This is a genomic window from Marinobacter sp. NFXS9, from assembly GCF_040148665.1.
Taxonomy (GTDB): domain Bacteria; phylum Pseudomonadota; class Gammaproteobacteria; order Pseudomonadales; family Oleiphilaceae; genus Marinobacter_A; species Marinobacter_A mangrovi.
Window position 1 is genome coordinate 39,963 of record NZ_JAGDDW010000014.1, and the last position, 14,677, is coordinate 54,639.

Here is a 14,677-nt window from a genome sequence, read left to right on the forward strand (position 1 = left end):
TCCGGAATGGCCGAACACGGGCATTCCGACTACTTGATCAAGCCGACGCGATCAAAGCTCGGGATCCAGGATTCCAGGTGCATCCAGATGGCAAACGCCTTGCCCACCACCAGATCTTCCGGAACGAAACCCCAGTACCGGCTGTCGTTACTGTTGTCGCGGTTGTCCCCCATCATGAAGTAGTGCCCCTGGGGAACGACCCAGTCCCCTTCCCCATCCAGCCCGCGTCGGGTGTGGTTGAGAAGAATATTGTGATGCACGCCTTCCAGGTTCTCTTCACGCAACTCCACCGGCGGCAGGTTGGCGACGAAATCGGATTCGATCACCTTGCCGTTAATGGCCAGGGTCTTGTCGTGATAGCTGATCTTGTCCCCCGGCAGGCCGATTACCCGTTTAATATAGTTGGTCTCACCATCCTTGGGGTATTTGAAGACCATCACGTCCCCGCGCTCCGGCTCACCGATCGGTAGTATCTTGGTTCTCAGTACGGGCAGTCGCAAGCCGTAGGCAAATTTGTTGACCAGGATGAAGTCGCCCACCTGCAGGGTCGGCAACATGGAACCGGAGGGAATCTGGAACGGCTCCACCAGGAAGGAGCGCAGCACCAGCACGATCGCAAGAACCGGGAAAAAGGACCGGCTGAGTTCGACCAGGTAGGGCTCGCCGGCCTCCTCCTGCTCCTCACCGGTGCGTTCTCCGGGCGGGACACTGCCGGTGCCGCCGCTGGAGGATTCTGACAGACGGGCCTCCCGACGCGACCGCAGGAACAGCCGGTCCGCCAGCCAGATCAGGCCGGTGGCGAACGTCAGGGTGACGAGGATCAGGGGAAAATCGATATCCATGCTTGGGTCCTAGTTGTCGACGCGCAGTACGGCAAGAAACGCTTCCTGGGGCACCTCGACATTACCAAGCTGCTTCATGCGCTTTTTACCTTCTTTCTGTTTCTGCAAAAGCTTCTTCTTCCGGCTGACGTCGCCGCCGTAGCACTTCGCCGTCACGTTCTTGCGCAGCGCCTTGACGGTCTGACGCGCGATGACGTGATTGCCGATTGCGGCCTGCAGGGCAATATCGAACATCTGCCGCGGAATAAGTTCCTTCATCTTTTCCAGGACCGCCCGGCCACGGTGATGGGACTGGTTGCGATGGACGATCAACGCCAGCGCATCCACCCGGTCGCCGTTGATCAGGATATCCAGGCGCACCAGGTCCGCGGTCTGGAATCGCTTGAAATGATAATCCAGTGAGGCAAAACCGCGACTGGCGGACTTGATCCGATCGAAGAAATCGAGAACCACTTCACCCATCGGCAGCTCATAGGTCAACTGCACCTGGCTGGCGAGGAACAGCATGTTCTTCTGCACACCGCGCTTTTCTTCGCACAGGGCGATAACGTTACCCAGGTGCTCCTGAGGCACTAGGATGTTCGCTTCGACAATCGGCTCGCGCATTTCTTCGATGCTGCCGATGTCCGGCAGGCGCGACGGGTTGTCGACGTACAGCGTTTCGTTCTGCTTGGTGAGGACCTCGAACACCACCGTCGGCGCGGTGGTGATCAGGTCCAGGTCGTACTCCCGTTCCAGCCGCTCCTGGATGATCTCCATGTGCAGCATGCCCAGGAAACCACAACGGAAACCGAAACCGAGGGCATCGGAACTTTCCGGCTCGAAGAAGAGGGACGCGTCGTTCAGGGTCAGCTTGTCCAGCGCTTCCCGGAAATCGTCGTAATCGTCGGAACTGACCGGGAACAGGCCGGCATAGACCTGCGGCTTGACCTTCTGGAAGCCCGGCACCATGGCCGTATCCGGCGTATTCTGGTGGGTAATGGTATCGCCCACGGGGGCACCCTTGATGTCCTTGATGCCGGCGATCACGAAGCCGACTTCACCGGTACCCAGCACACCGGTATCGGTGGGCTTGGGCGTAAAGATCCCCACCTTGTCCACCTGCCAGGCGCGGCCGGTGGATTTGATCAGGATCTTGTCGCCCTTGCGCAGCGAGCCCTGGCGCACCCGAACCAGTGAGACGACGCCCAGGTAGTTGTCGAACCAGGAATCGATGATCAGCGCCTGCAACGGGCCTTCGGTATCCCCCTGGGGCGGCGGCACCAGACGGATCAGCTCCTCCAGCACGTCCTCGACGCCCAGGCCGGTCTTGGCGCTGCAACGCACCGCCTCGGTGGCCTCGATGCCGATGATGTCCTCGATCTCCTGGGCAACGCGATCCGGCTCGGCCTGGGGCAGGTCCATCTTGTTGAGAACCGGCACCACTTCCAGCCCCTGCTCGATGGCGGTGTAGCAGTTGGCCACGGACTGGGCCTCGACACCCTGCCCGGCGTCCACCACCAGCAAGGCGCCTTCACAGGCAAACAGCGAGCGGGACACCTCGTAGGAAAAATCCACGTGGCCCGGAGTGTCGATCATGTTGAGTTCATATTCGATGCCGTCCCGGGCCTTGTAGCGCAGGGTCACACTCTGCGCCTTAATGGTGATCCCCCGTTCACGCTCCAGGTCCATGGAGTCCAGGACCTGTTCGGCCATTTCCCGGTCGGTCAGGCCGCCGCAGACCTGGATAAAGCGGTCAGCAAGCGTGGATTTTCCGTGATCGATGTGGGCGATGATGGAAAAATTACGGATGTGGCTCAGGTCAGTCACAGAATCGGGTGTCTCACGTCAGAAAAATGTCCGGCGCGCCGGCGCTGGACCGGCGGCAGATTTGGGAAGGCTGATTTTACCGGTTAAGCGGCGCTATTGCCATGTAAGCCGATCAGGATTTATGCAGACCCGACAAGAGCCCGTGAAAACGACGGCGCCGGACTTGGCGCCGTCGTCACAGGATCTCATGACGATCCCATCAATAGCTGTTCCGTTCCTGCTGTCGCACCAGGAATCCGATCAGGGCGTCTTCATCCAGCGGGTAGCTGAACAGGTTGCCCTGCCCCTGGGCGCAGCCGTTGGCGCGCAGGAAGGCGAGCTGCTGCGGCGTTTCCACGCCCTCGGCAATGACCGCCAGGTGCAGCTTGTGAGCCAGTGCGATCACGGCCGAGGTCACATCGGTGGCGGTGGCGTTGTAGGGAATGTCCCGAATGAAGACCTGGTCGATTTTCACCGCATGCAATGGCAGACGCTGCATCGCCGCCAGCGAGCAATTGCCGGCCCCGAAGTTGTCGAGGATGAGACAGACGCCAATATCGTGCAGCGCCGTCATCAACGGATGCACCACATCCGGCTCTTCGTTGAGCAGGTCCGCCGGCAGTTCGAGCTCCAGTTGCTCCGGCTTGACGCCGGTCTCGGTGATCACCCGCCGGAACATGTCGAGGAAATTGGGATCGGTCACCTGCCGCGACGACAGGTTCACGGAAATCTTCAGCTCACCGAATCCGGCCCGCTCCAGCGCCTGGATCTGGATACAGGCCTGGCGCAGCGCCATTTCACCGAGACGGACAATCAGGCCCGACTCTTCCGCCAGATTGATGAACTGTTGGGCTGGCACCAGCCCCCGATCCGGGTGCTGCCAGCGCAGGAAGGCCTCGACGCCGAGGATGTGATCCTTCTCCAGGTCGAACTTGGGCTGGTAGTGGAGCACAAAGCGGTCCGCATCCAGGGCGTTGCTCAGTTCCTCCTGCTGCAGCAGGCGACGGGCCGCCTGGATATTCAGGGCCGAGGTGAAGAACTGGACGTTGTTGCGCCCCAGCTCCTTGGCCCGGTACATGGCCAGATCCGCGTATTTCATCAGCGAGGTGGCGTCTTCGCTGTCTCCGGGGATCATGGCCAGACCGATACTCACGGTCACGCCAACTTCATGCTCACCCAGACGCACCCGCTGGCAAAGACGGCGCAGAATGCTCTCCGCCACCGCCAGTGCTGCGTCCGAACCGCTCACCTCCGACAGCAATACGACAAACTCGTCGCCGCCCAAACGGGCCACCGAGTCTTCCTCGCGCACACAGCCACTAAGCCAGCCGGCCACCGTTTGCAGCAGGTGATCGCCCACATCGTGGCCCAGGGTGTCGTTGATCCGTTTGAAGCCATCCAGGTCCAGAAACATCAGCGCGGCGGCATTGCCGCTGCGCTTACAGCGGCGAATGACGTGTTCCAGACGGTCACGGAACAGCTGGCGGTTGGCCAAGCCGGTCAGCGGATCGTAGAACGCGAGGCGATGCAGTTCTGTCTGGGCGGCCTTGAGTTCAGTCAGGTCGCGCAGACTGACCACCACACCGTTGACCCCGGGTACGTCGGTCATCGCGGTGTAGGTGCCTTCCATGTCACGCCATTCACCCTGGGCATCGCGGATACGGGCATGCACCACCGGCAGCCCTTTGCCCGGCTCGGTGAGCGCCTGATCGAAACAGTGCTGCAGCTGGGGCCAGTCGTCCGGATGCACCTGGTCTTCGAGCTGCAGGTTGGGCACGCTACCCGGATCGTAGCCGAGAATCGTCTCGGACGATGGACTGACGTACTGGGTCTGCCCTTTCTGGTCGAGGATCAGCGTGATGTTGCTGGCGCCCTCGGTGATGGCCCGGTAACGACCGGCGTTGATCTGGGCCAGTAGTCGTGAGCGGATCATCGCCAGGGAGAACGCGAACAACAGCAAACTGATGATGACGCCGGCTACCAGCACGATCAGCGGCCGCGGATCCGACGAGCGAAAATCGAAGGCCGGCGTGGTGTGCGTCTGCAGCAGCCAGGTACGCCCGCCGTGCTCGACTTTCTGGGTCATCTCAAAGGTGTAGTCGTCGTCCAGCGAGCCCAGGTTGGAGGCATACATCAGATCCTCCTTCACCGGCACGTCGCTGTCGTAGATGCGCACGTCGAGGAAAGGCGCAATCAGGCCGACAATCCCGTCCATCAGGTTGTTCATGCGGAAGGCGCTGAACACGAAGCCGCGCAATCGCATGCGCCGCTCCTCCAGTATATTGGGCACCTTGTCGCCCTGGTAGACCGGGAAATACATCAGGAAACCGGCCTGTTCGTCGTCCACCTGCTCCTGCACCAGGACCACCTTGCCGGTCATGGTGGCCTTGCCGGTATCGCGGGCTTCTTCCATGGCAATGCGGTGGGTGGGATCGCCGAACGCGTCGTAGCCGTAGGCGCGTTTGTTGCGCTGGGTACTGGGCTCCAGAAACACGATCGGGTGATATTCGGCGCGCACACCGGCGGGATTGATCAGGTAATCCGGCAGCCCCTGGTCCCGGATCCTGCGCACGAAGTCCTTGATCTCATCCCCTTCCACCCGGGCGGTGTAGCCAATGCCCTGAATTCCCGGATAGTAGCGGTTGATGTCCAGCTTGTTGACGTACAGGCGCCAGTCGTCACGCCCGACCAGATCGGCGACGGCAAACAGGCCGGCACTGCCGGCCAGCACCTGTTCGTAGTTGAGCAACCGCTCCTCGATGGCCGTCTTCAACTGCATGGACTGGTTTTCAAAACGCGCCTGGGTCCGGTCCTGGACCAGGCGGATGGAAAACTGCCAGGCACCGGCGGTCAGCAGCAGGGAGATCAGCAAGACCAACCATGCTATGCGAGAAGAGGAGCGTCGGGCCAGTTGTCCCAGGGTTACTTCCTTCGCCATTACTTCAATCCATTGAATCGGGGCACGACGCCCACGGTCAGAAATGCACCCGCAGCCCCTGGGTCAGGGGGCTCCGGGCCCTGATCAATTTTAAACCGGGGAGTATAGCAAAACCCGTCGCGGATCGTGCCACGACGGGTTCAAATGACGGGAAGGAAGTAAGCGCCGACGGGACGCCGGCGCCGACAGGGTTACTTCTCGGTCTTGATGACGAGGAACGTCGACTGCCCCTCGCGCATGACCAGAACCGGGATCGCCTTGCCCTTGGGCAGGTCGCCGGCAATGCGGCGGAAGTCGTCCACGGAACTCACGGTCTCGTTGTTGAGCTTGCGGATCACGTCGTCGGGACGGATCCCCGCATCCAGGGCCGGTCCCGTTCCAACGTTCTGCACCAGGACACCATCCTTGATACCCAGCTGCTGGCGCTGGTCGGCGGTCAGGTCGGCGACGGACAGTCCCAGCGGGCCATTACTCACGGAGGGAGACGGCTCCTCACCAGTGCTCGCCTGACGGTCCTCCGGCAGCTTGCCGATGGTCACATCCAGCTCTTTTTCCTCACCGTTGCGCAGTACGGTCAGCTCGGCCGATTCGTTGATCTTGGTGCGCCCCACCATCGGCGGCAGGTCGGAGGACAGATTGATTGGCTCGCCGTTGTATTCCAAAATGATGTCGCCCGGTTGCAGACCGGCGGCCTCTGCCGGCGAATCCGGCAGCACTTCAGCCACCAGCGCACCGCGTGGACGCTTCAGGCCGAACGACTCGGCCAGGTCCCGGTTGACCTCCTGGATCAGCACGCCCAGCCAGCCACGGGAAACGAAGCCCTGGTCCTTGATCTGATGAAACACGTTCATGGCCACGTCGATGGGAATCGAGAAGGACACACCCATGAAGCCACCGGAGCGGGTATAAATCTGGGAGTTGATGCCGACCACTTCACCATCGAGGTTGAACAGCGGACCACCGGAGTTACCCGGATTGATGGCCACATCCGTCTGGATGAACGGGACATAGTTCTCGGAAGGCAGTGAACGGCCGATGGCGCTGACGATGCCCGCGGTCACAGTGTAATCGAAGCCGAACGGCGACCCGATCGCGAAAACCCACTCACCCTGCTGCAGGTCGCTGGAGTGGCCCATCTTGACCACCGGCAGGTGGTCGGCCTTGATCTTCAGCACGGCGATGTCCGAGCGCGGGTCCGTCCCGATCACCTTGGCATTGAGTTCACGACGATCGCTCAGGCGCACGATGATTTCGTCGGCCCCTTCCACCACGTGGTTGTTGGTCAGGATGTAGCCATCCTCGGAGACAATGAAACCGGACCCCATGGAATGCAGCGGCTGCTGTTGGCCGGGCTGTTGCGGGCCATTGGGCCCTTCGAAGAAACGGCGGAAGAATTCGGGCATCTGATCCAGCTGACGCTGGTCAAATGGCATCCCTGCCTGAGATTTGGGGTTCTGCGTCGTGCTGATATTGACCACAGCCGACGAGTTCTCCTTCACCAGCCCGGTAAAATCAGGCAACTCGGCATGGGCGCGGCTTGCCAGCAGCATCATGAACGCCAGAATGGGCGCAAACCAGACTCTCAGGTTCTTTTGGGGCATACCTCACTCCAGAATTTGGTTGGGTTTTACAGAATGGACACGTCTATTTTCTAGGCAGACTCTGCCGTTTCAAATTAAGGAAATGTTATGCGGAGCCCGGTCCCGGTCAGGGCGCCCCCAACGGGCCCGAATCCCGCACAGTGACTGGCTCGACCGCCACATGATGCAGATCAACACGCAACAGGACCGGTTCAAACCCGGGGTTCTTGCGTCGATCACGGGAACTTTTTCGAAGTGCTCCAAAACCGACGGCCAACCCCAGGGCGCCCCCCAGAATGGCCGGCCCGTCCTGGCCGGGCCAGAGAGTCGCCGCAACCATGGCGCCCAGCAGCAGGGCCACCAGGGGCCAGGCATATACCAGCAGCGACGCCTTCAGCAATTGCGATTCCTCGATACCGAGCGTGACCTGGTCACCCACGCGGGCGCCGAGTGGGTTGTGCACCCGAACCTGATTGGCTCGGCCATCGGTCATACTGGCCAGCGCCCCCTGACCGCAGCCTTTACGGGCGCTGCAGCTGCCGCAGGTACTCTGGCGAATGGTCTGCACCCAGACGGCGTCGTCAATCTCGGCAACGACGGTCCCGCTTTCCTCAATCATGATCGTCTCCGGGCACCACAGCGGTGTCCGCTTTGGCGGCCGACTTTTCGGCCGCCTGCGGTGCCGGTTCCTTTTCAATCCGAATCGATTGAGCCACTTTGACAGCGGTTTCCGGCGGAATTTCCCCAACCACCGTCACCAGATGACGTTGATCACCTGCTATCAGCTTGCTCATGAAGATCGTAGTGGCGCCGATCCGTGAAATACCGGTCGGCATATCCATGTTCCCCACGGGTGCAACGAACACCGAGAAGGAAGCCAGTCCGTCGGAGAACGCGATTGCCTGTCCTCCCGGCGGATGCGGAGCCGGCGTTGCCTGGAACCCCTCCGGATGCCAGCTGAGTTTCCAGGTCACGTTTGGCATGGGCGGTGGCGGAGAAGGCGGCGGTGTCGGATGCGCCCCGCCGACAGCCAGCTTGCGGGTCGACTCTTGTGAAGGGATACGGAATTCGCTGTCCGGAATGTCCTTGGTCAGCTCGAGCATGGTGAACTGGAAACGCTCCAGCACCTTGTCGTCGTTGCTCAGTACCTGGCTTTTGACCAACAGTCCGGAGGTTTTCTCAAGCCACAGCCGATAGCGGTAGCGATGAATGTCCTTGGGATTAAGGGCGACGACCACCGCCTTGTGTCCGGCCACCCGATCATCGTCAAGCAGCCTGGCGGCGTACCAGCGCCGAACGGGCGCCATCTTGTCGGAAAAGACTTCGGAGAAGGGGCCGGATGGCAGCATGGCATCCAGTTGAATGCGGCCATGGGACGGCAGTATGCAGAACACGCGGCCACCCCGTCGGATAATCTCGCCCTGGTCGCCATCCTGGATCACCAGGCGCTCCTGCACCTCTCCATCCTTGAATCGGTGGGCGATGCGCATGGAACTGACCTGATCCCCCCGGCTATAGACGAACACCCCTTTGTAACTGGTGGTGTTCAGCGCCGGTCCCATCTGTTCGAGCCAACCTTCGGCGGTGGTCGGCATATCCCCGGCCCAGACCGAAGCCGAAAGCACCCAGGCGCTCACACCACAGGCCAGCCGGGTGAGGAAGGTGTGACGTCTGTTGATTCCTGAATGGGCCATTGGATCAGCGCAGGCCGGTCGACACGCTGGCCACCCGGGCATAACCCATCGAGCCGTACCCCATGCCCACACTGTTATGCTGGGCGTGCTCAAGCAGATAGCGGCTCATTTGTTCCCGCTGCTCGTCATCCAGCCCCTGCAGGGCAATTTCAGGCACGCGGGGCGTATCCTGGGCATCATCGTCATTGCCGTCCATACCCAGACCCGCTGTCAGGGCACCGGCACCGGTCTCATCGGAAATGCCCCAGTGGGCACCCGCGCCAAAGCCAACCAGCAGGGCCATGGACACCGCAGCCACCGCCGACCAGCGCAGGGAGCGCCGTGACGGGTTGGTCGCCTTCGAATCGGCGCCTCGTTCAGGCAATTCGGCATCGGCATCGATAGCGTCGCGAACTGCGCTGCTGACATCCACCGTGGCCAGGTCACGACGCTCGTCATGCATCAGATTGCGCAGTTGCTGCCATCTCTGCCACTGCTCCCGGACTTCCGGTTCACCGGCACGAGACAACAGACGACGCACAGCCAGTTCGTCGGCCTGATCATCCATCATGGCTGACAGCGTCTCTCTCAGACGATCATCCATTGCGCATGCACCTCAAAATCAACAACACCGTTTTAAATTCTGTAGACACTCAGTCTGCACTCAACATCGGGGCCAACTCACGGTCCACGGCATCCCGTGCTCTGAATATCCGCGAGCGTACCGTTCCGATCGGGCATTCCAGGATCCGGGCGATGTCTTCATAGCTCAGCCCCTCGTATTCCCGCAACAACAGGGCCGAACGCAACTCCTCCGGTAAACCGCTGATCGCGCGCTGCATGGCTTCATACATTTCCTCGCGCTGCATCAGTTTCTCCGGGGTGGCCACATCGCGCAACCAATCACCGGAATCGAGCCGTTCGGCTTCCTCGGCCTCCATGCTGCCACGCGGGCGCCGCCCGCGGGATTCCAGGAAATTCTTGGCGGTATTCACCGCAATCCGGTACAGCCAGGTATAGAAGGCGCTGTCACCGCGGAAGCGTTCCACCGCGCGGTAGGCCTTGACGAATGTTTCCTGCGTGAGATCCAGAATGTCCTGGGAGTCGTTGGTATAGCGGCTGATAATGGATGCCACGCGGGACTGGTACTTCAGCACCAGAAGATCGAACGCAGACCGGTCACCCCGCTTGACGCGCTGGATGAGCTGTTTGTCGGTCTGACTTTCAGAGGGAGACTGTGGCGTGCTCTCTGTCACCGGTTTCTTCGCCGTTTGGCCGCCTGCATTCGGGCGCTCTGGCAGGGAGGTTACCGTGGCTTTCTCCGGGGTGCCCTCCCCCGAACTCGTACGGCAGTCCCGCAGGGCCGAAGTTGGCAATCTGGATAACGTCATGCTGCAGTCCCATTCGCACTTGACTGAAAGGCTCTCTGCCAACCCTGACTTGTGGCAGGTAAGCCCGTGTGGCCAAATAGACAGCAGCCGTAAAGTTTAGTTCAATAGCGCCCTCATTATGGCCCGCGATACCGAACAGATGCCACAGTCCCACCAATATGATGTGCTGATTATCGGCAGTGGTGCCGCCGGCTTGAGTGTCGCACTCAACCTGCCCGCCCATATGAAAGCCGCCGTCATCAGCAAAGGCGAACTGACCAGTGGCTCCACGCTGTGGGCCCAGGGCGGTATCGCCGCCGTGCTGGATTCAGAGGACAGCGTCGAGGCGCACATCCGGGATACCCTGAACGCCGGCGCCGGCCTGTGCCATGAAGATGCCGTGCGCTTCACCGTCGAACACGGCCGCGAAAGCATCGAGTGGCTGATCGACAAGGGTGTTGATTTTACACGGGATGACGACCAGAAATACCATCTCACCCGTGAAGGCGGTCACAGTCATCGCCGGATTATCCATGCCGCCGACGCCACCGGTCAGGCCGTTTCCCACACGCTCAGCGACCGGGTTCGCCAGTGTGCCAACGTGGAAATCCTGGAGAACCGGGTCGCCGTCGACCTGATCACCCATCGCAAGCTGTCCCTGCCCGGCAACCGCTGTGTGGGTGCCTACGTGCTCAATCTTGACGACAGTCATGTCGAGTTGTTCCGCGCGCGCTTCGTGGTGATCGCTACCGGCGGCGCCAGCAAGGCCTACCGTTATACCAGCAATCCCGACGGAGCCTCCGGCGACGGCATCGCCATGGCCTGGCGGGCCGGCTGCCGCACGGCCAACATGGAATTCAACCAGTTCCACCCGACTTGCCTGTATCACCCGCACGCCAAGTCGTTCCTGATTACCGAGGCGGTGCGTGGCGAGGGCGGCCGCCTGCTGCTGCCCGATGGGTCCAGCTTCATGGAACGTTTCGACGAGCGCGGCGAACTGGCCCCCCGGGACATCGTGGCCCGGGCGATCGACCATGAAATGAAACGTCTCGGTGCCGATCATCTCTATCTGGACATCAGCCATAAGCCGGCCGATTTCGTGAAGACCCATTTCCCGACCATCTACGAGCGCTGCCTGGCGTTCGGGATCGACATGACCCGGGAACCGATCCCGGTGGTGCCGGCGGCCCACTATACCTGCGGCGGCGTGATGACCGACCACCGGGCACGCACCGACGTCAACCAGCTCTACGTGGTCGGCGAAGCCGCCTTTACCGGCCTGCACGGCGCCAATCGCATGGCCAGTAACTCGCTGCTGGAATGCCTGGTGTATGGCCGTTCCGCCGCCGAAGACATCGCACGGCTGGACAACGACATCCCCGATCCGCCGCAGGCACCGGCCTGGGACGAGTCCCAGGTCCGCGACTCGGATGAAGACGTCGTGATCTCGCACAACTGGGATGAGCTGCGTCATTTCATGTGGGACTACGTCGGCATCGTGCGCACCACCAAGCGCCTGCAGCGGGCCAAACACCGGGTCGATCTGTTGTCACGGGAAATCGGCGAGTTCTACAACAACTACCGGGTCTCCAACGACCTGCTGGAACTGCGCAACCTGGTCACCGTGTCCGACCTGATCATCTGTTCGGCCATGCAGCGCCGGGAAAGCCGCGGCCTGCATTACACTCTCGATTTTCCCGGAGTGCTGCACGAAGCGCGGGACACTATCCTGACGCCCACCACTTTTCGTTCCCGGGCGCCCTAGTGCCCGGAACCTGTTTTCACCCTGAGGTCGTTTTGTATGGATCGTGATGTCGAATTCAAGCGTCTTTACTGGCACAGCCGACGCGGCATGCTGGAGCTGGATGTTCTGCTGATCCCTTTCCTGGAACAGGTCTACCCGAGCCTGCCGCAAGCCGATAAGGCACGCTACCAGAAGCTGATCGACTGCGAGGATACCCAGATCTATCAGTGGTTCATGCAGCGCGAACGCCCGGAAGACCCGGACCTTCAGGTCATCGTGGATATGATCCTGGATCGTGTACAGCCGGATTGACTTGCCGCTGCAATGTTCCTTGCCGCTGGCTACCTTGCTGGCGCTGTGCTGGGCAATACCCACCGGCCTTGCGCTGACGCTGACCACAGGCCTGGCAGCCGGCCACCTGATGGCATCGGTGGTGTTCGTATGGCTCGGCTGGCGCAGCGTGCGACGTTTCGCCCTGCTGGGCAGCCAACGGGCGGTGACGGGGCTGCATTTGAGGCGACAGCAATTGTCGGTCCGCACGGCCGAAGGTAGCGATATTCCTGTCACAGTGGCTGCCAACAGCCGGCTGACAAGCCGTGTTGCACTCTTGAAACTGCGGCCCGAGGCCTCCACCTTACAGGAACACACAGTCCTGCTGGTGAATCTGCCTTTCTGCACGAACGTCGATCCGGACGCCTTCCGGCGTTTGCGGGTGTGGCTTCGTTTTGCCGGCAGTCCATCGCCCTCTTCGAATCAACCGGTCTGACAGGAGTAGCGCATGTCCGATTCCGCCGCGCCGCAAGTCGCTTCCGCCCAACGCCCGAGTCATGCGTACACCAGCCTGGACAATGTCCAGCTCTATCGGGTGGGCGGCAAGGATCCCCGCAAATTCCTGCACGGCCAACTCAGCCAGCATATGGATGAGGTGACCGAAACCCGCGCACGCCGAGCGGCCGCCTGCACCCCCAAAGGCCGCGCCTACGCCTTGTCGTTGCTGGTTGGCGAGCAGGACGCCATCCTGTTGCGTCTGCCCAAAGCCATTGAAGAGCGCATCACCGGCCAGCTGAAAAAATTCCTGATGCTGTTCCGCGGCACGGAGATGACCAGTCTCGACAGCGCCCGGGTGTTTGGCCTGTGGGGCCTTGAGGCGGCGCGCAGCCTGTCGGCGGATGCCGATACCCTCGACACGACCGGTGACGCACTGACGCTGGAAGACGGCAAACTGATCCGGGTTCAGGACACCGCCGAGGGCGTTCCCCGTTACGAATTCTGGCGCCTCAGTGGCGACCGCCTGCCGGATGCCCCGACCGCCACCCCGGCGGATTGGGCAGCTGCCGAAATCAGCGCCGGCCTGGCCGAACTCGACAGCGACAGCACTGAGGCCTACGTGCCCCAGATGCTGAACCTGCAGCACGTCGATGGCATTCACTTCAAAAAAGGCTGCTATACCGGCCAGGAAGTCATCGCGCGCATGCACTACCTGGGGCAGCTGAAGAAGAGCCTGTTCCGCCTGGCTGTCGCGTCCGACCAGCCCCTGTGCCCGGGCATGTCGGTGATTGCCGGTGACAAGGCCGTCGGTGAACTGGTCAACGTGGTCGGATTCGAAGACGGCCGACAGGAAGCGCTCGCAGTGATCAAGCATGCCGCCCTGAACGCACAGCCCTGGAAGATTGACGGGGCGGAAGGCACCGTTGAACGCCTGGATCTGCCCTACCCGGTGCCAGAACAGGAAAAGGCCTGACGCGAGCCCGAGAACCAACAACCGGCCGTTGCGTCGCCCTTGCAGATACGTTTTGTGACGGCTGCGTCGGGCTTTATTTGCTATAACTGCACATTAACGGCGTTGCGCCCTGTTTTTCATGCCAGTCACCGATGGATGGAACATCTTACTATGGCGACGATTTCGGAAACCCTTAAAGACGACCTGACCGCTGCGATCGAGAGCGACAAACTGGTCCTGCCGACCCTGCCCGAAGTGGCCCTGCAGGTCCGTGAAATCGCGGAGGCAGAAGACTCCTCCATACAGGACCTGGTCAAGGTCATCAGTAACGACACCGCCCTCTCGGCCCGCCTGATCCGCGTCTGCAACAGCCCGCTGTTCCGGGGCTCCCGACAGATCGAAAACCTGACCATGGCGGTCAGCCGCCTGGGCATGGCCTACACCAGCAACCTGGCCATGGGTCTGGCGATGGAACAGATGTTCCAGGCCACTTCCGACATGATCGACAAGCGCCTGCGGGCCACCTGGCAAACCAGCACCGAAGTGGCGGGCATCTGCCACGTTCTGGCCCAGCACTACACCCGTCTCAAGCCGGACCAGGCGACCCTGGCCGGGCTGATACACCTGATCGGCGTGCTGCCGATCCTGCGTTATGTGGAAGACAACGAAGTTCAGATCAGCAGCATCATGCTGGACAAGGTCATCGAAGAATTGCATGCCGATATCGGCCAGCGAATTCTCAAGAAGTGGGACTTCCCGACGGAACTCCAGACCGTACCGGCCGATTTCACGGACTTCCAACGTGTCGTACCCAAGGCCGATTACGCCGATCTGGTGATGATCGCCAACCTGCAGCTGGTCGCCGGCACCGAGCACCCGTTCACAGAGCTGGACTGGAACACCATCCCCGCGTTCGAGCGGCTGGGCCTGGACCCGAACATCGATATGAGTCAGGAAGAGGACCTGAACGCCGAAATGGAAGCGGCGATGGCGCTGCTCCAGTAAACGGGTACAGACGCCAA

Annotated in this window: 13 protein-coding genes; 5 read left to right on the plus strand and 8 right to left on the minus strand. The window is 61.3% G+C overall.

Features of this window, described 5'->3' with window-relative positions; all coding sequences use genetic code 11:
• Nucleotides 1–29 precede the first annotated feature (29 nt).
• The 8 genes from lepB to rpoE form a co-directional block, all read right to left on the minus strand.
• Entirely contained in the window at nt 30–842 is an 813-nt protein-coding gene (gene lepB, locus J3364_RS18225) for a signal peptidase I (RefSeq protein WP_349559628.1), read from the minus strand.
• Between the two features lie 9 nt (nt 843–851).
• A complete protein-coding gene (gene lepA, locus J3364_RS18230; protein WP_123635825.1) occupies nt 852–2,651 on the minus strand; it encodes a translation elongation factor 4 in 1,800 nt (599 codons plus the stop codon).
• 199 nt (nt 2,652–2,850) lie between these two features.
• The gene (locus J3364_RS18235) at nt 2,851–5,568 is read right to left on the minus strand and encodes a bifunctional diguanylate cyclase/phosphodiesterase (protein ID WP_349559629.1); all 2,718 of its coding nucleotides are present in this window, start codon (nt 5,566–5,568) and stop codon (nt 2,851–2,853) included.
• A gap of 191 nt (nt 5,569–5,759) precedes the next feature.
• Nucleotides 5,760–7,169, minus strand: coding sequence for a DegQ family serine endoprotease (locus J3364_RS18240; protein WP_203142521.1), 1,410 nt, complete (start codon nt 7,167–7,169; stop codon nt 5,760–5,762).
• 106 nt (nt 7,170–7,275) lie between these two features.
• On the minus strand, nt 7,276–7,767 hold the full coding sequence (locus J3364_RS18245; RefSeq protein WP_349559630.1) for a SoxR reducing system RseC family protein: 492 nt from the start codon (nt 7,765–7,767) through the stop codon (nt 7,276–7,278).
• Nucleotides 7,760–8,842 (minus strand): MucB/RseB C-terminal domain-containing protein, encoded by a 1,083-nt coding sequence (locus J3364_RS18250; protein ID WP_349559631.1) that lies wholly within the window; start codon nt 8,840–8,842, stop codon nt 7,760–7,762. Before J3364_RS18250 ends, J3364_RS18245 begins: the two co-directional genes overlap by 8 nt.
• A 4-nt stretch (nt 8,843–8,846) precedes the next feature.
• Nucleotides 8,847–9,425 (minus strand): sigma-E factor negative regulatory protein, encoded by a 579-nt coding sequence (locus J3364_RS18255; RefSeq protein WP_349559632.1) that lies wholly within the window; start codon nt 9,423–9,425, stop codon nt 8,847–8,849.
• A gap of 49 nt (nt 9,426–9,474) precedes the next feature.
• On the minus strand, nt 9,475–10,077 hold the full coding sequence (gene rpoE / locus J3364_RS18260; RefSeq protein WP_123635859.1) for an RNA polymerase sigma factor RpoE: 603 nt from the start codon (nt 10,075–10,077) through the stop codon (nt 9,475–9,477).
• A gap of 274 nt (nt 10,078–10,351) precedes the next feature.
• On the opposite strand from rpoE, the gene nadB reads away from it, so the two are divergent.
• The 5 genes from nadB (at nt 10,352) to J3364_RS18285 (ending at nt 14,660) form a co-directional block, all read left to right on the plus strand.
• Nucleotides 10,352–11,956, plus strand: coding sequence for an L-aspartate oxidase (gene nadB, locus J3364_RS18265; protein WP_349559633.1), 1,605 nt, complete (start codon nt 10,352–10,354; stop codon nt 11,954–11,956).
• Nucleotides 11,957–11,992: 36 nt separating this feature from the next.
• Nucleotides 11,993–12,247, plus strand: coding sequence for an FAD assembly factor SdhE (locus J3364_RS18270; protein ID WP_349559634.1), 255 nt, complete (start codon nt 11,993–11,995; stop codon nt 12,245–12,247).
• The gene (locus tag J3364_RS18275; RefSeq protein ID WP_349559635.1) at nt 12,231–12,701 is read left to right on the plus strand and encodes a hypothetical protein; all 471 of its coding nucleotides are present in this window, start codon (nt 12,231–12,233) and stop codon (nt 12,699–12,701) included. The genes J3364_RS18270 and J3364_RS18275 overlap by 17 nt, the downstream gene beginning before the upstream one ends.
• A gap of 12 nt (nt 12,702–12,713) precedes the next feature.
• Complete coding sequence (gene ygfZ, locus J3364_RS18280; RefSeq protein ID WP_349559636.1) at nt 12,714–13,676, plus strand: CAF17-like 4Fe-4S cluster assembly/insertion protein YgfZ; 963 nt, start codon at nt 12,714–12,716, stop codon at nt 13,674–13,676.
• 150 nt (nt 13,677–13,826) lie between these two features.
• Nucleotides 13,827–14,660 (plus strand): HDOD domain-containing protein, encoded by an 834-nt coding sequence (locus tag J3364_RS18285; protein ID WP_349559637.1) that lies wholly within the window; start codon nt 13,827–13,829, stop codon nt 14,658–14,660.
• The last annotated feature ends 17 nt before the right edge of the window (nt 14,661–14,677 follow it).

Excerpts from the sequence above, each read along its gene's own strand:
- J3364_RS18240 (WP_203142521.1), bottom strand. The coding sequence starts at position 7,169 with ATGCCCCAAAAGAACCTGAGAGTCTGGTTTGCGCCCATTCTGGCGTTC.
- nadB (WP_349559633.1), top strand. The coding sequence starts at position 10,352 with ATGCCACAGTCCCACCAATATGATGTGCTGATTATCGGCAGTGGTGCC.
- J3364_RS18270 (WP_349559634.1), top strand. The coding sequence starts at position 11,993 with ATGGATCGTGATGTCGAATTCAAGCGTCTTTACTGGCACAGCCGACGC.
- J3364_RS18255 (WP_349559632.1), bottom strand. The coding sequence starts at position 9,425 with ATGGATGATCGTCTGAGAGAGACGCTGTCAGCCATGATGGATGATCAG.
- J3364_RS18250 (WP_349559631.1), bottom strand. The coding sequence starts at position 8,842 with ATGGCCCATTCAGGAATCAACAGACGTCACACCTTCCTCACCCGGCTG.
- lepB (WP_349559628.1), bottom strand. The coding sequence starts at position 842 with ATGGATATCGATTTTCCCCTGATCCTCGTCACCCTGACGTTCGCCACC.
- J3364_RS18245 (WP_349559630.1), bottom strand. The coding sequence starts at position 7,767 with ATGATTGAGGAAAGCGGGACCGTCGTTGCCGAGATTGACGACGCCGTC.
- J3364_RS18285 (WP_349559637.1), top strand. The coding sequence starts at position 13,827 with ATGGCGACGATTTCGGAAACCCTTAAAGACGACCTGACCGCTGCGATC.
- ygfZ (WP_349559636.1), top strand. The coding sequence starts at position 12,714 with ATGTCCGATTCCGCCGCGCCGCAAGTCGCTTCCGCCCAACGCCCGAGT.
- J3364_RS18235 (WP_349559629.1), bottom strand. The coding sequence starts at position 5,568 with ATGGCGAAGGAAGTAACCCTGGGACAACTGGCCCGACGCTCCTCTTCT.